Source organism: Chryseobacterium carnipullorum (assembly GCF_003815695.1).
In the GTDB taxonomy this organism is placed as follows: domain Bacteria; phylum Bacteroidota; class Bacteroidia; order Flavobacteriales; family Weeksellaceae; genus Chryseobacterium; species Chryseobacterium carnipullorum.
Genome location: NZ_CP033920.1, coordinates 4528957 through 4547097, shown reverse-complemented (window position 1 = coordinate 4547097; position 18141 = coordinate 4528957). Strand labels below are relative to the sequence as shown.

The following is an 18141-nucleotide window of genomic DNA, read 5'->3' as shown; positions in this document are numbered from 1 at the left end:
GTTTTTGTAATAATCCATCAATAGATAGATAGATAGATAGATAGATAGATAGATAGATAGATAGATAGATAGATAGATAGATAGATAGATAGATAGATAGATAGATAGATAGATAGATAGATAGATAGATAGATAGATAGATCACTTTACCTGAATTGTTAATGGTGATTATGATCAATTGTTATTTTTTGAATTGAAGTTAAGTCTCTTTTTTATTAAGATATATCTATTGCGCTGTCTTTAAAGAGGATAAAAGATTTCGTCTGTTAAAGCACCTTTCAGGCCGATGAACATTAGAAATAAATACATAATTTCGCACGATGAGAATAGTTTTATTTGCATTGTTATGCTTTCCTCTTTCCTTTTTCTCACAGACGGCGGCAAAAGTAGTTGGGATTTCAGACGGAGACACAATCACGGTTTTATTGGATGGGAATGTTCAAAAAAAGCTTCGGCTGGCAGAGGTAGACTGTCCCGAAAAGAAACAGCCTTTTGGAAAAAATGCCAAACAGTTTACATCAGATCAGGTTTTTGCTAAAAAGATCAGATTTACAGAAACGAAGAAGGACCGCTACGGAAGATCTATAGCGAAAGTCTATTATGATAACGGGAAATATCTTTCAGCTGAAATTATAAAAGCAGGATACGGATGGTGGTATTATAGTTACTCCAAAGATGCAGATCTTGGAAAGATGCAGGAAACAGCCAAAGCCAGAAAGCAAGGTTTATGGCAGGATAAAAAAGCAGTTTCACCCTGGGATTTCAGGAAAGAGCAGCGTGAAAAAGCCAAGGCAAAGAGGCTTCAGAAACAGATGGAACAGCTTTCTGTGATAGACCAGAAATAATCTAAAGCTTGGCAGAATCAGCAGATAATGAGTGGAGAATTTCATGCCATCTTAAAATACACCATTTCGGCGATATATAAAAACAGAAACCGCTGCATAAAGAGCAGCGGTTCCCATATAATAAACATAATAATAAACTAAGATTCTGTCTTCAACAGCCCGAAGCCAGACGTTGCAGGTTCTTTTCCGAAAAGGCATGAAAAAATATTCTGGAACTCATGGATGTATTTGCATCTGATGGAGTTGCCGTATATTTTCAGCCCTTCCATTATTTTTTTAGAACTCAGGTCAAAGTCGTATTTTATAAACGTTTCGGGTCTTTCATAACGAATTCTCTGTTCTGAAATATACGTTCTTAAAAATCCAAATTTTTCAAGCCATTCCTCTGTAATCTGGATTGGTTTGATAGAGTCTGCCGGAACTGAAATACTATGAAAATCATTTTCAATTTTTACAAAATAATCATGGTTTGCCCCATGAAATATTTCAGTAATGGTGTACGTTTGATTTTTGTAATCAACTAAGTTTTTAATTTTAAGATCTGCTGCGTTCATAATATTGTGAGTTAAAAAGGTGTGTGGTCATTTATATACTTGCAAATATTATGCCCAGCATTATAGTAACTCCATTCCGCTTTTGAATATTTTGTTAATTTTTTCCATCAATAATGAATTATATGTTAAAATATTGCAGTTTTTTCTTAAAATTACGATATAATAGAAAATAAGTGTGGTACCTGTGTGGTATTTATTATTTGTTAAATAGTTTTAATATCTTTTAAATCCTGATTTCTGGTGGCCAATATAAATGAAACTACTACAGAAAAAAGCAGAACCGTTATAAAAATAGTCCAGGAAAATGCGTGAAGAATATATCCGGTACCCGTTCCAAGAATGCTGGATCCGAAATAATAAAAGAGCCAGTAGATAGAAGTGGCAGAAGATTTTCCCTGTTTGGCATGTAGCGCTGTCATCTGGCTGGCCATCGTATGAGCTGCAAAAAAAGCCAGGGTAAACAGACCCAGTCCGAAAATAACAACATAAATATTCTCTGAAAGCAACAATACCGTTCCGGACATCATAAATAGTACAGAACCTTTCAGGATAAAATTACGACTGAATTTTTTTGTTAATCTGCTGGTAATCATCGTGCCGAATACTCCGAAAATATACATGAGAAATATAAAGGCAATCACAAAATGACTTAATGAAAAAGGCTGATCTTCCAATCTGAACGTCAGGTAATTGTAGACACTCACGAAAGTACCCATCAGCAAGGCTGCAATAAAGTATAAACGAAGCATGTAGGGATCAGTGAAAAAATGCCCCATCTGTTTTATTTTGAGGGAATAATCTATTTTTTGTGGATGAAAGAATTGAGATTGCGGAAAAAATTTCCAGAAAATAATACCCAATATCAGGCTTTCTACTCCAATGATGAGCACAGCATTTCGCCACCCGAATTCTCCAGCTAATATCGTTGCCATTATTCTTCCGCTCATTCCGCCAATGGTATTGCCACTGAGGTACATGCTGATGGCGAGCGCAACCACAGAAGTATGTACTTCTTCCGTAAGATAAGCAAGCGCAACTGCCGAAACTCCGGATACTACAAACCCTTTTAAAACTCCTGTTGCAATAAGCAGACTGAGACTTGGCATCCATGCTGAGATAATGGTGAGTAAAGCAGATGAGATCAGTGAAAAGATCATCAGATTTTTTCTCGAATAGCTGTCTGCCTTGAACGCAAAAAACAGCAGTCCGGCAGCCATACCAATGGTAGAAGAAGATACCAGCAGGGAACTGTCTCCCGCCGTGGTTTTGAAATACTCTGCCACGGTGGGAAGCAACGGCTGAAAAAGATAAAGCTGCGCAAAAACAGAAAGTCCAGAAAAGAAAATACAAAGTTTTATCAATCGGAAACGTTGGCTTCCTTTTTCCGCTTTTTCAGATAGATTCATGATTTTTTTACAATTAAAAACACTCAGGTTTTTATAGAAATTAAAAGTCTTGTAAAGTTCATGATATTTTTTTAAACATGAAAACGCTTTGCTCGATAAAGTATATTGGCAAAACCAATCATAGAGACATTCTGCTGATGTATTCCGAAGGAGTGGTGCCTTCAATCTGCTTAAAGACCCGGTTGAAAGTAGACTGATTGGAAAATCCGGCTTCAGTGTAGATATACATCAAAGTTATTCTTTCCAGATCATTTTCATCAAGGAGTTTTTTTACACAGTTGATTCTGTACAGATTGAGATAATTATTAAAATTCGGGTAACCTTTGTATCGGATGGCTTTTGAAATATAGCTGCTGTTGATGTTCATTTCTACCGCTAATTTTGAAATATTGAAGCTCACATCCTTATAAAGATGCTTTTCCTTCATCAGGTTTTCAATTTTTTCAAACAGTTCCTCAGAGAAAGTGTCATGCTCCACCAAAGTGGATGCGGTTTTCTCTTCGGTCTGTAATTTTGCTTCTATTTCATTATAGATTTCTACCCGTTTGATCTTATCTTTAAAATAGAGCAGAAGTGCTATTACAGCAACATTGGAGATCACCAGAAAAGTATCACTTATCCTGATATCTTCAGGACTTTGTTTTGGGAAATCAAATGCAAAACTTCTATTGATCAGGTAGCCCATTAAAATATTAAAAAGTACATACAAACTATAAATAAGCACATACTTTCTTGTGAAAAAAACATAAGCTGCCAGTGGAATGGGGATCAGCCACATAAAACTGGCTACCGAATAGTTCCAGAAAGCCAGCATAACATAGAAATTATACAGAGAAGCCAGAATCATATATCCATGCACCAGGATGTCCACAGAATAACTTTTACGGATGATAAGATACGTGTACGTGATAAAAAACATCCCACCGTACAAGTACCACGACATGGTTCTGTAGGGAGTGATAAAGGTAAACTTCAGAGCAAACAAAAAAAGAATGACATTCATTAAGATAATATAATAGTGGATCAGTTCTCTTTTGTACTCTTCAATTCTCTCAGTTTTTATGTTTTTTTTTATTGTCATTTATGTTTAGAGGATCATTATATTTTATTTCTATACCTACATGAGTGGTCAAGTATTAAAAATGACTGGACTAAGTGATTCTTTTTTACTGTTTTCTTGGTATCTATCTTTTGTTTATTATTCTTTACTGATAAAGTTGATTCATTGCGGATCACTTGCGTTACTATTTATTAAAAAAAATCAATGACAATTGAGCTGTCCTGATATAAATTAATGTTTTGACCGTATTTTGTGGTATAAACAAAAGACAAATATAATTAAAAATGAAGAAAGTAAAATGATCTCCTGGACCTGTTTTTACAGGGGGTCTGGTTTAATCTGGTATTCATTAATAGTTATCTGGAATTACTTTGAAGATAATTGTACACGCATGTAATGACATCTATTACAGATCTCTTTTGATGTTAAAAAAAATGTCATTCCAACAATAGAAGCTGACAGATAAAATAAGACGTAAGCAGGCGCCAACCATTTCAGCATTAAAACGGGACTGTATCTTGAAAATACAACATACAGTCCCAATTTTTAGAATATAAAAACTGTTGTGGGATGTCTATCTTAATGCATCATCTCATGCACCTTGATAAGCTCTGCAATGTTGGAAACATTGAGCTTTTTAAAAATCCTCTTTTTATAGGTGCTTACAGTAGACATCTGAATCTCCAGTTTATTCCCGATTTCAAGATTTCCCGTGCCGCTGGCCAGAAGTTTAAAAATCTCATATTCACGGGACGAAAGCTTCTCAGCAGGATTACTTTTTTTATTCTGGATAATAAGCCCAATGAGTTCAGCAGGATAATAATAGCCCTTTTCTATCACAGATCTTACAGCTTCTTTAATTTCTTCTTCACTGCTCTGTTTATTCAGGTAGCCTTCAGCACCTTCCCTGATATACTGGATGGCGACATCTTTGTCATATCTTGAAAATACAAGAATTTTTAAACTTTCCTGTATGCTTTTAAGTTCAGGTATCATTTTTTTGTACTTGGTTCCCTGCATATCAATATCCAGCAGGAGAAGATCACATGGGTGGTTACTTAGATGGTTTTTTACCTGATCATAATTTTCTGCAAAATCTATTTTAAATTGTGGGTAGGCGGAATCTAACACTAAAGCAGTTCCTGCTCTTACTACATAGTGAGCATCAGCAATTAAGATTCTTTCATTCATATAAAATGGTCTTTAATAAGAGTTGTTTCAACGATACTTCCTTTGGGATGGCGGGAGGTAAAATTAATTTTGACAGATGTGAAAACATAGGCAGCATCCGGGCTTTTCCTTTAAAAAAAGGATTTTTAAGCTTTCGATTGTTTAATAGGCTGACGTAGGTATTGATCTGTTCAGAAATAATTTCCGCTCTCGTATCGGTGGTTATTGGGGTTAGTTTTTGTTTGTTTTCGTTGATATAAAGTTTGAACGCTCCATCAGGCATCTTTTGTAGAAATCTGTTGCTTTCGGAAACTTTTTCGGACAAGAAGCCATGACCGTTTTTGACAATGGCCTTTGTGCTGGGGTGCGGTAGTCCGTTGTCAGTAATGGTCCACGTGAAAGGATGACGCTGTATGTAAATGTTTAAAAACAGAATTACAAAAAACAAGGTCCAGGTTTTCATATAGGCATAAATGATCTATGCTTTCCGTTTGATTAGTACGGAGATGTATTAATAATAGTCATTGTACAAGCCGAAGTTCTTTTAAATGTTGGGAATAACTGAATCCATTTCTTTTTCATTAATATTTCTACGTTTTGTGTCTTGTCATTAAACAGATGGGTTCTGAGCTGTAAAAATAGTGATTTTATGCACATAAATTATCATAGTTAAAGATATTTGATATGAATTTTATCTAGTTAAACAAGAGAAATAAACGGAAATTTTTGTAGAAAAAATTCTATATGCTATATAATTTTAATCTACAGATTTTATTTCATCGTTAGTTGAAAGAATTTTATTTCTGAAACCAGTGATGGCCGTAACCTCAATTAACCGGGATATTCTGAAAACAGAGATGCAGGGCCGAAGGAACGATGAACTGTCTTTAGATTTAGGCTTCTCTGTTGAAAATATCAGGTATCTGGCCCCAAATCAGGCTCTATAAACAAAAAACCTCCCAAAAAATGGAAGGTGAATAAAAATTGACTGTATATTGAATAAAAATTGAATCGCTATTTATTGTTTTCAAGCCATTTCAGCCTTCGCTGATCAGGAAGATGCTTTACTTTAAAACCTTCAAAAACTGCCGTGAAACCATTTCCGTCCGGACAGGCGGCCATCAGACCAACCATCACCGGAGTATTATCCTGCAGATAAGCGTTGCGCATCATAGTATAATTTTTATCATCAAAAGAATAAAAAACCTCCACAGCATCAAGTCTCCGTACTGCTTTTATCCATACTGCGGGAGGTGCTTTATCAAGTGCGATCACACTCCAGTCACTGGTTCCGTGCGTAACCACTGTACTCAGGTTATACTTTCCGTCTACAAATTCAATGCCTGCCTTGATGTAGTTTTTCTCATCTGTTCTCAGCATAAGACCCATCTGGTCAAACCTCGCTTTGTAGTTTCCGGTGATCTTTACTTTTGCCTCAAATTCTCCACCATACGTCGTATAGTAAAAAGGCGCATCATCTACAGTGAATCCATAATGGGAAATTCTCCAGTAATCACTCTGCGGAGTGACTGACATCGATAAACTGTTGTTTTTAATTTCCCATTTCTCAGGTTCATTGAACCAGTTCATTTTTTCCAATGTCTGTGCAAAGGTCTTCTGGACCAGGAAAATAGCACAAAAACTTAAAGCCAATTTCTTCATTTCTCTTTAGCTGGGCGTAAATTGTTATTTTAGCAAAAGTAGTATTAAACCCATGTTTCGCCAATACTGATAAATAACCATTTATGGAAATCATAGAAAAACTGAACAGCCGGCTTCTGCATACAACGGCCGGAAAATGCCAGCTGGATATAGAACTGTATAAAAAGAAAGCACTGATGTATGCGCAGATGGAAGGGGCTGTATCCGTATTAAGCGATATGCAGGCTGACAAAAGCTATGTGTATAAATCAAAGGCTGCTCTTGAATTGGGTTTAAGTACAGAACAAAATCCGGCAGAGATCCATTCTATCTGGGAGGAAGAAATCATTAAAAAAATTCATCCCGATGACCGGCTCAAAAAATACATCCATGAAATGCGTTTTTATGAAATGATGGATTCTCTGGATATCGATATCAGAGCAGAGTACTGTGTTCTCTCCAAAATCAGGATGAAAAATAAAGATGATGACTATATTTTGGTAAAACACCGGATGTTCTATATCTATTCTCCAGATAACGGAAAATTGAGATTCACATTCTGTCTTTATCAGTTGGCTCTTGATCGGGCACTTCCTCTGGTTTCCAATTTTATGATTATTAATACAACACGGGGAGAGGTGGTTGTGAAAGACAAACTGGATTATCAAACTATTTTGTCTCCCAGAGAAATTGAAGTACTAAAATATGTTGGTGAAGGCTATGCCAGTAAACAAATCGCCGAATTTCTTTCTATCAGCATTAATACCGTAAGCAGACATCGTCAAAACATCCTTGAAAAACTGAACGTGAAAAATTCAGTGCAGGCATTTAAAGACAGTTTCTATTGATCAGATGATATTGGTAAAAGAAGATCAGAGAACTGGGAATGCGGAATTTGAAAGGGAAATTAGCTTTTATTCAATAAGTTATATTGACTACAAGAGATGCTCTGTTTCATTACAGCAATCCGAAAAGTTCACCATGTTTTTATTATTCTTATCTTTAAATTTATAGATTAATATTTTACGATAAACCAATGAGGATCTGGAAATGAAAAGAAGTGAAGAAATTACCATACAATATTTTGATTTTCTCGAGAAACACATTCAGGATGTAATGTCCGGAAGAGCTCCTGAATTTATGGAACTCAATGAAATTGCCGGTGAGCTTGCTGTGTCCCATAAACACCTTACAGATACCATTAAAAAAGAAAAAGGGCAGCATCCGTGTTATTTTTATGATGAAAAAATCATCAGTGAAGCCAAAGCTATGATTGCAAATTCAGATCAGTCCATTGCAGAAATTGCAAGACTGTTGACGTATGACCCGTCCAACTTCTCCAAATTCTTTAAAAAGATCACCGGGATCACACCGGGACAGTTTAGAAAGAACAGTAAATTATAATCATACAAGTCTCGGTAAGTTTTATTTGGAAATAAAAAAAATATGGGCAATAGTCTTTTTGATACCCGGGAATTTTAGTGAGATTTAAGCCCTTTCAATAAAACCAGAAAATAAGATTTTAGTAATGAGGCGATTGTGGAAAAAATGGCCTTTTTTTTGTGATTTGTTTACCTGTATTTATTTATTGTTATGTTTTTTTTGTTAAATTTAGATTCATTAAAAAAAATAACTAACCATAAAAGCTCAGTGTGAATATATTTATGAAGTTAAATAATTTGATTATCAGATTATAAGGTTAAATGTCTTATATGGTGTATAATATTTAATATAATAGATAGATTTTACAAGCTTTAAATAATCATATATTTGTTTCTTCAAACAACTAATACTAACAACTAACACTAACAATTATTAAGGATGAGTATCAATTTTGAAACAGCAACATTTAAAGATTTTGAGAATATTTCAGACTATGATATTGCTCAAAGAGCGAATTACTTTTATGAATTTCTGGACCATATGAAATCTAAAGGTCACATGAATTACAGACTGAAAAATACCTCAGGAACCAATGCAACATTAAATATCAATATTGCAAACCAAAATAATGAATACGTAAGTTTTGTCTCCAGTGATTATCTGGGATTTACACAGCATCCAAAAGTAAAACAGGCTGCTATTGAAGGGATTGAAAAATACGGAACAGGTACAGGAGCATCACCCCTTATTGGTGGATATTTTGATTACCATAGTGATATAGAAAAAAAGATTGCCGGATTTTTTGGAAGAAATGAAGAAGAAGTTGTACTTTTTACTACCGGATATGCTGCTAATAGTGCTACTTTGCAGATTCTGATGCAGAAAGAAGATATAGCAATCTTAGACATGGGTGTGCATGCCAGCGTACATGAAGGATGTGCTTTTACAAATAAAAAAACATTTCCTCACAATAATTTGGAAGCTTTGGAACACATTTTGAAGGTATGTGAAAATACGTACCGTACCAAACTTGTTATCGTAGATGGAGTATACTCTCAGGAAGGAGATACTTCACGCGCTAGCGAGATATATGCTCTTGTGAAAAAATACAATGCCTATATGATGGTTGATGATGCACATGGTGTAGGAGTGATGGGGAAAACCGGAAGAGGAGCCCTTGAAGATGATCATTTATTAGATAAGGTAGATTTTATAACAGGAACGTCCAGCAAGACTTTTGGTAACCTGGGAGGATATGTGATTGCTAATAAAAAAATAGCATCATTCCTTAAGTTTCAGTCAAGACAGCATATTTTCTCAGTAACACCACCCCCTTCTTCTTTTGGAATTTTAAAAGCAATTGATTTGATTGATGAAGAACCATTCTGGAAAGACAGATTATGGGATAATATCAATTATTTTAAAAAAGGGCTTAATGATTTAGGTTTAGATACCGGCATTACCTGCTCAGCAATTATTCCGGTGAAAATAGGAGATCAGAATAAAATGTGGGATATTGGCAGAATATTGCTTGAAGAAGGAGTATATACAAATCCGATTATGTATCCTGCTGTAGCTAGAAAAGATGCGCGTATAAGAATGACTGTAACAGCGCGGCACAAAAGAGAGCATCTTGATAAAACACTTAATGTTTTTGATGATATAAATAAAAAATTGCATATTGCAAAAAAATAATAAATTATGCCTAGAAAAGTAGTGCAAGGGCCCATTAGGGACAAAGAAAAGACAAAGCAAAAACTGCTCGCAGCAGTTGGTAAAATTTTGAGAGTAAAAGGATACTCTGGTCTGAAGGTAAGTAAGATTGCAGCAGTAGCTGGTTTCGATAAAAAGCTTATCTATGAGTACTTTGGAAGTACCGATAAGCTTATTGATGAGTATATAAAATCTCAGGATTACTGGAGCAAATTCAGACCGGATATTGAAGAAGAAGTGCAGGTGGGTAAAGGTAAAGAATCTTTAATTCAAGGAATTCTTATGCAGTTTGAAAGCCTGAAGAAAAACAAGGAACTACAAAAAATTATTCTTTGGGAGCTTTCTGAAAGTAAGCCTATACTGAAAAATATATTAAAGCAAAGAGAAGAGGTAGCTGCCAATTTATTTGAAAATGTAACAGATCCTTATTTCGGAGAAAATGCGACAAACGTAAGAGCAATGCTAGCCTTGATAGCAGCGGGAGTCTACTATCTGAACTTGTTTCCTGCATACAACGGAACAGAATTCTGTGGTATTGATATGAGAACAGATGAAGGAAGAGGTGAAGTTGAAAAAGTGATCGTTGAGATTATTGAACATTACTACAAAACAAAAAAAGCAAAAGATTAATTATTAAAAGTTTTCCAATTTTACCTAAATTCAGTTTTTGTTGATATTTGAAAACTTTTAATTTTCAGATTAAAACTATATTTCTTATTTTTGACCAATGGAAAATTTTATCGTATCTGCAAGAAAATATCGCCCCCAACAGTTTGACACTGTCGTAGGGCAATCTCATATTACGGATACGCTTGAACACGCTATTGAAGAAAATCAGCTGGCCCAGGCTTTGCTTTTCTGCGGTCCAAGAGGGGTAGGTAAAACTACCTGTGCAAGAATTCTTGCCAGAAAGATCAATGAAAAAGATGGTTCTGTTTCAGAAGACGGCTTCGCCTACAACATCTATGAACTGGATGCGGCGTCCAACAATTCCGTGGATGACATCAGGGAACTGATAGATCAAGTCCGCTTTGCGCCTCAGGTAGGTAAATATAAAGTCTATATTATCGATGAGGTGCACATGCTGTCTTCTGCAGCCTTCAATGCTTTTCTTAAAACACTGGAAGAGCCACCTGCGCACGCCATTTTCATTTTGGCGACGACAGAGAAGCATAAAATAATCCCTACGATTCTGTCACGTTGTCAGATCTATGACTTCAAAAGAATTACCATAGAAGATATTCAGGGACATTTAAGAAACATCGCTCAGAAGGAAAATATCCGGTATGAAGACGATGCGCTTTATCTGATTGCTCAGAAAGCTGACGGTGCTTTAAGGGATGCACTTTCCATTTTCGACCGGCTTTCTACTTTTTCCCAGAAAAATATCACACTGGCCAAAGCTGCCGAAGTTCTCAATATTCTGGATTACGACCAGTACCTCAATATCGTGGACCTGGCCAAAGAGAATAAAATTCCCGAAGTCCTTTTTGCTTTTAATGATATTGTCAAGAAAGGCTTTGATCCCCATATTTTCATTGCAGGATTAGGAAATCATTTCAGAGATCTGATGATGGCACAGAATGCAAGAACAATAGAACTCATTGAAGTCGGGGAGAGGACAAAGGTGAAATTTGTGGAGCAAAGCCAGAAATGGAATGCCCAGCAGCTCATCGACGGCGTTGAAATCTGCAACCATGCGGATATCAATTATAAAAACTCCAAAAACCCAAGACTTACAGTAGAAATTGCTTTGATGCAGCTGTCCTCGCTGACAGCTAATTTAGGCGATACTAAAAAAAAAAGTTCCTAATACTGGCCCCGTTTCTCAGTGAGAAACAGGAATTGAAGATCATCCAGGAAAAAGCTCCTGAGAAAAAAGAAGTCAAAGCAGAAAAACCTGCTCAGGCTGAAATAGTTCAGGAAACTACGGTTAAAACAACCAAGCCGCTGTCAAGACAGGGGATCACTTCAGGCTTTAGCATCAATTCTTTCCTGAACAAGGAAGAGAAAGAAGTGAAAGAGGAAACTGTAGCCGTAAAAACAGAAAGTCTTCCCAAAAACCATTTTACAGAAACAGATCTGCAGATGGAATGGAACCTGATGCTTAAGCAGCTTCAGAAACGAAGTAGTTTCATTTTCAATGCGGTAAAAGCATTTAAACTCGTCAAATCCGGAGAAAATACGATTAAAGTTTTATATCCTTCAGATTCTGCCAAAGTGGAATTTGATAAAATTGCCGGAGAATTCTTTAATCATTTCAAAACAAAGGTTCACAACCATGCCATTGAAGTAGATTACCAGCGCGACTTCGATAGCCTCAAGATTGAAGTCGTTACCAAAAGAAAAATATTCGAAAAATTTATTGAAAAAAATCCGGTTTTAAAGGATCTTGACGATCTGATGAAATTTGATCTGACATAAGTTTTTGTATTTATCTCAATTTTTTTTTGTCAGACTGAGTTTTTTTATATCTTTGTCAAATAATTTTGTGAAAAATAATTTTTTGACAAAAACAAATTAGATTTAAAAAGCTAAATAAACAGAAGTTTCAGAACTCAAGTGGAAAAAGTATTACTCCCATATCTGTCTCATTTTGCACCCGCTAATTACTTTAGCGGTTATTTTAGTTTTTCTGCTTTCTATTATAGAAATTTCAGAACGTATTATCGATTTTATTGGTACTGCTAACTGAATTTCTTTCCAAAAAATACAGGAGGATTAAAGTCCTTTTATTTTCCTGATTCCTTTAAACCATTTTTGAACGGCATTTTTTGAAAAGAATTATAAAGTAAATTTTATAATGAAAGGACTATTGCTGTTAATTTGAAAAATATAAAAAAACAATAAATTTAAAAGTATGAATTTAAACGATGTAAAAAACGAGTGGATCAATGAGCTTTCTCAGCCATTAATGATCGCGGGACCATGCAGTGCGGAAAGTGAAGCTCAGATGCTTGAAACTGCTAAAAGAATAAGAGAAACCAACGCTAATGTCTCTGTTTTCCGTGCAGGAATCTGGAAGCCCCGTACCAAACCAAACGGTTTCGAAGGAGTAGGAGTAATCGGTTTAAACTGGCTGAAAAAAGTAAAAGAAGAATACGGATTTAAGACCGCTACAGAAGTAGCCAATGCTCACCACGTGTTTGCTGCCCTGGAAGCAGATGTAGATGTTCTTTGGATTGGGGCACGTTCCACGGTAAACCCGTTTACCGTTCAGGAAATTGCGATGGCTTTAAGAGGAACAGATAAACCCGTATTTGTGAAAAATCCTGTCAATCCGGATCTTGCTTTATGGATCGGTGCTTTGGAAAGACTTTTAGGACAGGATATTAAAAACCTGGGAGCCATCCACAGAGGATTTTCAACCTACCAGAAAACAAAATACAGAAATAACCCCAACTGGCAGATCGCCCTTGATTTCAAAAGCCAGTTTCCCAATATTCCAATGCTGATCGACCCTTCCCACATCTGTGGAAACAGAACCGGTCTTGCAGACATTACTCAGGAAGCATTAAACGTAGGATACCAGGGAGCCATCATTGAATCGCACTGCAATCCTGATGAAGCATGGAGCGACGCTTCACAGCAGATCACTCCTGAAGTATTGGCAGAACTGATTGGCAACCTGAAAGTAAGGAATTCAGGACTGGCAGGTTTTGATAATGAAATGGGAAGACACAGAACCCTGATCTCTGATCTTGACTTCCAGCTGATCGAACTTCTTTCACAAAGAATGAAGATCTCTGAAAAGATCGGTAAGCTTAAAAAAGAGAACGATATCGCGATCTTCCAGCCTGAAAGATGGAAAGTGATCACAGAATACGCAAATCAAAAAGCCAAGGAAACCGGAATGTCTCATGAATTTATTGAGAAAGTTTTCAAAGCCATTCATGAAGAATCTATTGAAGTACAGAACAGTATTATGATTGACAGACAATAAGTCATACTTTAATACAATAGTTAATAAGCAACAGGGCTTAGGAAATAGGGAAGAGTTTACTCAGATACCGAAATCCTAAGCCCTAATTGCTTATCTTTGCAGCCAATTATCATATGAAAGGAAAAATCATTAAATCTACAGGCAGCTGGTATCAGGTCATGGAATTCGAAACCAATACAATTTTCGAAGCCAGAATCCGCGGCAAATTCAAACTCATCAAGACAAGGCTTACCAATCCGCTTGCTGTAGGAGATTTTGTGGAATTTCAGTTAGAGCAGGATGACGTAGCCTGGATCACCAAAATAGAACCCCGTACGAATTACCTGATCAGAAAATCTGTCAACCTTTCAAAAGAAGCCCATATCATTGCCTCCAATATAGATCTGGCCTGCTTCATCTTTACCCTCAAACATCCGGAAACTTCACTTGGATTCCTGGACAGATTTCTGGCTTGTTGTGAAGCGTATAATATTAAACCTTTGCTCTTATTCAATAAAATTGATGTTCTGAACGAAGAAGAGATAGAGCTTGTTAAGGATATAGAATTCCTTTATCAGGAAATAGGGTATGAGACTTTAGAAACTTCATCCTATTCCAAACTGAACTTCAACCAGCTTCAGGATCTCCTTAAGGATAAAACCTCTGTATTCTTTGGGCATTCAGGATGTGGAAAATCTACATTGGTGAATGCGTTACAGCCCGGATTGAATTTAAAAACTTCTGAAATTTCAGACTCTCACCTGAAGGGAAAACATACGACAACCTTTGCGCAGATGCACTTCTGGGATTTTGGCGGAAATGTTATTGATACACCTGGGGTACGTGAGTTTGCTATGATTGACATTGAAAAAGAAGAAGTACAGCATTATTTCCCTGAGATCTTTAAGAAGAGGGAAGAATGTAAATTTCACAACTGTCTTCATGTCAATGAACCTAAATGTGCCGTTCTTGACGCTCTTGAAACCGGAGAAATTCAGTATTCCCGCTATGCGAACTACATAAAATTGATGGAAGAGGCTGAAGAAGCGACCAGGCAATAGAAATATTCCAAATGTAAAATCGGATTTTAGTAATCTGCCGGATTAAAATGATTAATCTGAGAAATTGTCCTATCCTTATTTAGGGAAAGAACTTTTGTCACATATCCAACCTCTTCCTGTAAGATTTTTGGTCAATCAATTCAAGAGGGATCAGTCGGATCTGAATTCCAATCTTTGAATTTGATTCTGAAAAAATTTTGCTTTTAAAAAAAATCTGGTTTTTTACTCACAAAAATATTTCCACATCTACAATAACTCCACTTTTTGTCTGCGTTTTTTCTGCCAGATAAGTATTTTTTTGTCATTCCGATTTTCCTCAGAAATTAAAACTGAAAAAATAAATTTATTTCATTGATTGAAATAGAAGCAATAGTGTATTAATATGATTTTAATAGGTTTTAAAAATTATCAAATTCGCAATTTATTATTCAGATTATTACAAATAAAAAACCCAGCCGAAGCTGGGTAAAAACTAATAACCATGAAAACTCAAATTAAACATGAGAATCGTAATAGAATTAACAATTTCTGTGCCAAAAATTTTTCTGCCTTTGTTAATAAAAGTTATTTTTATGTTAAAAAAAAATTAAAATAAAAATCAAAGATATTTTTTGTAATTTTGCGCCATTAAAAAAATATACATTTATGTCTAACATTACATTCACTATGATTAAGCCTGATGCAGTAGCAGACGGACATATCGGTGCTATATTAGGTAAGATCGCAGAAGGAGGTTTTAAGATCAAAGCTTTAAAATTAACTCAGCTTACTGTAGCTGACGCTAAAAAATTCTATGAAGTACATGCTGAAAGACCATTTTATGGAGAATTGGTAGAATTCATGAGTTCAGGTCCTATCGTAGCTGCTGTTTTAGAAAAAGACAATGCAGTTGAAGACTTCAGAACATTGATTGGCGCTACCAACCCTGCAGAAGCAGCGGAAGGTACAATCAGAAAAATGTTTGCAAGAAGCATCGGAGAAAATGCGGTTCACGGTTCAGATTCTGACGAGAACGCTCTTATTGAAGCTCAGTTCCATTTTTCAGGAAGAGAGATTTTCTAAGAAAATATCCTTAAAAAATATAAAACCAGAGAATTTTCTCTGGTTTTTTTATGCCAAAATGTCTCGAAATAATATTTTACAGGTTGTTTTCTATAGCCCCAACCTTTTCCCTGTACAATTCTACAGGATCATCAAGCAATATAGCGATTACTGTCATATTTTTGTCAAGCCTTTGCTTTGGAACATCTATATAGATAATTCCAGGCGTGTCACTCCAGTACAGTTTATTATAAATTGAATGACTGATGATAGATCCCTCACCCACAATTCTGATTCTTGAAATATTATTTTTTATTCCTTTTAATGCTATTGGACCTGTAGGAGTTCCTTCTACAAAAAGATAGAGGGTTTTTCTGTCTTTTGACAATGCACTCATTCCAGGGTAATGTCCTGCTGGCAATCCTTTTCCGGTTTCGTATAAAGCTTCCGCATGTTTGCTGATCCATTGCAGGGTTTCAGGATTGGTTTTGGCTGTTTGGGGAATTTTCATGTCCTGTCCGTCGCTGGTAAGACCCGATCCATTCAGAAGATTGTTTCCGCTGTGAAGAAGGTCTGCCATATCATAAGCTGCGATTCTGGTGCTTTTGTTTTCAAGAATAGTCGTGAGAACTTGTCGATCCTTTTTTAAGTTTTCCATCAGGGCAGGAGGATTTTTGAAGACAAGCTCTACTATGGTAACATCCTGATCAAATGAAACCTTAGATAAATCAATGATAACAGTGCCTTCATTGCTAAAACTGAAATTAACTTTAGCATCACGCTCACCAACAATTTTCACCGCATCCGGTTTGTTAGCCAAACCATATACCTTTACGAAATCCTTAGCTTCTTCAAGATACAGGAATATAGATTTTTTGGTTCCTGCGACAGAAGATTTTCCTTTAAAATTCTCAAATGGAAGTCCGCGGGTTGTTCCATAGATGGCTTCTTTGTTTTTTGAGGTCCATCTTCCCAGATTTTTCAAAATTTCAATCTGTTGCTCAGGAAGGGTGCCGTCAGGTTTTGGTCCTATGTCTAGAAGTAAATTTCCTCCCATGCTGATCACATCTGCCAAAGTTCTCACGATCATATTAGGTGTTTTATAATGATGATCATCAGGTTGATATCCCCATGAATCATTCATTGTATAGCAGAGTTCCCAATATTGACTTTGTGGACTTAGGACAGGGATTCCCTGTTCAGGAGTGTCATAATCCCCGTGATTGTTAAGCCTGGAGTTAATGATGATCCCGGGATTGTATTTCTTTAGGATGTCTAATGTTTGAGGAGCTTTCCATTCTGTGGAGGAGTGTTCCCAATCCCCGTCGAACCATAACAGGTCCGGATGATATTGTGAAGAAAGCTCACTTAACTGGGTTTGGTAATAATGGATAAACTGTTCCCATCGCTTCGGATCATTTTTGATTTCGTACCGTTTTTTTGTTCTTGTGTGAATGTCATAATAGGGATGGCTCCAGTCGGGAAGAGAAAAGTAAAGTCCGGTTTTCAGTCCTGAGTTTTTAAGACTGCTGACAAAAGGGGTCAAAACGTCTTTTTTTGCCAAAGAATGAGTGGGTATTGTCACTGCTTTTTCGGCTTTTGAGTTCCAGAGTGAAACGCCGTCATGATGTTTGGTTGTTATTACTGCATACTGAGCGCCAGACTTTTTGATAAGCTCAGTCCATTCATCAGGATGATATCGGGAAGCTGAAAATCCGTTCAGCTGTTTCATGTAATTTTCATGGTTAATGTAATTATTGAAGAACGACCACGATTCAGAAATTCCATCCACCGAGTAGATGCCCCAATGGATAAAGATACCAAGTTTAGCATTTTTAAACCATTCCATTTTGCTGTTGTCAGGTGATTCGGTCTGTGCGTTAATGGTATATGATGATGCTATCAATCCTAAGAAAATGGCTTTGATCAACCTGTTCTTCATGCTCCTTTATAATTTAACGTTAAATATAAATAAAGGATATTACATTTTAGGATAATTAGAGTGATTCTGATTTTTTGTATTAAAATATCAGCAAGAACTTTAAATTTTAAAATGTCCTCTCGTAAATTGTTATATTTTTAGCATAATCATGAATGGAATACTTATTGTAAGTTCCATTAAAAAAAGAATATGAAAATTCCAGCATTAGTAATGGCCAGTTTATTGGCCGTAAGTGTATCGGCACAGACTACAAAACCTGTTAAAAAGGCGAAAAAACCGGCCAGTAAAATAAAGAAAGCAGATTCTCCGAAGTCCATAAAGACTGCTGAAACAAAGTTTGTTCCCAAAAAAGATACGATTCTCAGAACTGGTGGCGGCTGTCCTGCCTGTGGAATGGGATAAT

At 36.1% G+C, this 18141-nt stretch carries 18 protein-coding genes; 11 read left to right on the top strand and 7 right to left on the bottom strand.

The genetic code is table 11. The features are described 5' to 3' along the window. The first annotated feature begins 320 nt into the window (after positions 1 to 320). Positions 321 to 845, top strand: a complete 525-nt coding sequence (locus EG346_RS20805) for a thermonuclease family protein (protein ID WP_123881264.1) — start codon at positions 321 to 323, stop codon at positions 843 to 845. Between the two features lie 137 nt (positions 846 to 982). On the opposite strand, the gene EG346_RS20800 is transcribed toward EG346_RS20805, so the two are convergent. The 6 genes from EG346_RS20800 to EG346_RS20775 form a co-directional block, all read right to left on the bottom strand. Next, positions 983 to 1399, bottom strand: a complete 417-nt coding sequence (locus EG346_RS20800; RefSeq protein WP_073335907.1) for a hypothetical protein — start codon at positions 1397 to 1399, stop codon at positions 983 to 985. 203 nt (positions 1400 to 1602) lie between these two features. Next, on the bottom strand, positions 1603 to 2805 hold the full coding sequence (locus EG346_RS20795) for an MFS transporter (RefSeq protein ID WP_123881262.1): 1203 nt from the start codon (positions 2803 to 2805) through the stop codon (positions 1603 to 1605). Between the two features lie 118 nt (positions 2806 to 2923). Next, entirely contained in the window at positions 2924 to 3886 is a 963-nt protein-coding gene (locus tag EG346_RS20790; protein ID WP_123881260.1) for a helix-turn-helix domain-containing protein, read from the bottom strand. A 558-nt stretch (positions 3887 to 4444) separates the two neighbouring features. Continuing rightward, a complete protein-coding gene (locus tag EG346_RS20785; protein ID WP_123881259.1) occupies positions 4445 to 5056 on the bottom strand; it encodes a response regulator transcription factor in 612 nt (203 codons plus the stop codon). Further along, a complete protein-coding gene (locus EG346_RS20780) occupies positions 5049 to 5498 on the bottom strand; it encodes a hypothetical protein (RefSeq protein WP_123881257.1) in 450 nt (149 codons plus the stop codon). Before EG346_RS20780 ends, EG346_RS20785 begins: the two co-directional genes overlap by 8 nt. 551 nt (positions 5499 to 6049) lie before the next feature. Further along, entirely contained in the window at positions 6050 to 6697 is a 648-nt protein-coding gene (locus EG346_RS20775) for a DUF1349 domain-containing protein (RefSeq protein ID WP_123881254.1), read from the bottom strand. 83 nt (positions 6698 to 6780) lie between these two features. Between EG346_RS20775 and EG346_RS20770 the strand changes: the two genes are divergently transcribed. From EG346_RS20770 to EG346_RS20730, 9 genes are all read left to right on the top strand, one after another. Continuing rightward, the gene (locus tag EG346_RS20770; RefSeq protein ID WP_123881252.1) at positions 6781 to 7524 is read left to right on the top strand and encodes a response regulator transcription factor; all 744 of its coding nucleotides are present in this window, start codon (positions 6781 to 6783) and stop codon (positions 7522 to 7524) included. Positions 7525 to 7726: 202 nt separating this feature from the next. Further along, positions 7727 to 8080, top strand: coding sequence for a helix-turn-helix domain-containing protein (locus tag EG346_RS20765; protein WP_073335894.1), 354 nt, complete (start codon positions 7727 to 7729; stop codon positions 8078 to 8080). Positions 8081 to 8497: 417 nt separating this feature from the next. Beyond that, positions 8498 to 9754 carry an aminotransferase class I/II-fold pyridoxal phosphate-dependent enzyme gene (locus EG346_RS20760; protein WP_073335892.1) on the top strand — a complete coding sequence of 419 codons (1257 nt, stop codon included), beginning with the start codon at positions 8498 to 8500 and terminating at the stop codon, positions 9752 to 9754. A gap of 6 nt (positions 9755 to 9760) precedes the next feature. Further along, positions 9761 to 10402: a TetR/AcrR family transcriptional regulator gene (locus tag EG346_RS20755; protein ID WP_073335890.1), complete on the top strand. Its 642-nt coding sequence runs from the start codon at positions 9761 to 9763 to the stop codon at positions 10400 to 10402. Between the two features lie 97 nt (positions 10403 to 10499). Then, positions 10500 to 11585: a DNA polymerase III subunit gamma/tau gene (dnaX, locus tag EG346_RS20750; RefSeq protein ID WP_123881250.1), complete on the top strand. Its 1086-nt coding sequence runs from the start codon at positions 10500 to 10502 to the stop codon at positions 11583 to 11585. A 32-nt stretch (positions 11586 to 11617) separates the two neighbouring features. Continuing rightward, positions 11618 to 12196: a DUF8439 domain-containing protein gene (locus EG346_RS25205; RefSeq protein WP_228426228.1), complete on the top strand. Its 579-nt coding sequence runs from the start codon at positions 11618 to 11620 to the stop codon at positions 12194 to 12196. Between the two features lie 436 nt (positions 12197 to 12632). Next, a complete protein-coding gene (locus EG346_RS20740) occupies positions 12633 to 13715 on the top strand; it encodes a chorismate mutase (RefSeq protein WP_073335886.1) in 1083 nt (360 codons plus the stop codon). Positions 13716 to 13828: 113 nt separating this feature from the next. Further along, positions 13829 to 14755, top strand: a complete 927-nt coding sequence (rsgA, locus tag EG346_RS20735; RefSeq protein ID WP_123881248.1) for a ribosome small subunit-dependent GTPase A — start codon at positions 13829 to 13831, stop codon at positions 14753 to 14755. Positions 14756 to 15400: 645 nt separating this feature from the next. After that, positions 15401 to 15817: a nucleoside-diphosphate kinase gene (locus tag EG346_RS20730; protein ID WP_034687444.1), complete on the top strand. Its 417-nt coding sequence runs from the start codon at positions 15401 to 15403 to the stop codon at positions 15815 to 15817. A 76-nt stretch (positions 15818 to 15893) separates the two neighbouring features. On the opposite strand, the gene EG346_RS20725 is transcribed toward EG346_RS20730, so the two are convergent. Further along, entirely contained in the window at positions 15894 to 17738 is a 1845-nt protein-coding gene (locus EG346_RS20725; protein ID WP_123881246.1) for an alpha-L-fucosidase, read from the bottom strand. A gap of 189 nt (positions 17739 to 17927) precedes the next feature. Here EG346_RS20725 and chrA point away from each other — a divergent pair, with 189 nt between their 5' ends. Next, on the top strand, positions 17928 to 18140 hold the full coding sequence (chrA, locus tag EG346_RS20720) for an MNIO class RiPP chryseobasin precursor ChrA (RefSeq protein ID WP_123881244.1): 213 nt from the start codon (positions 17928 to 17930) through the stop codon (positions 18138 to 18140). The last annotated feature ends 1 nt before the right edge of the window (position 18141 follow it).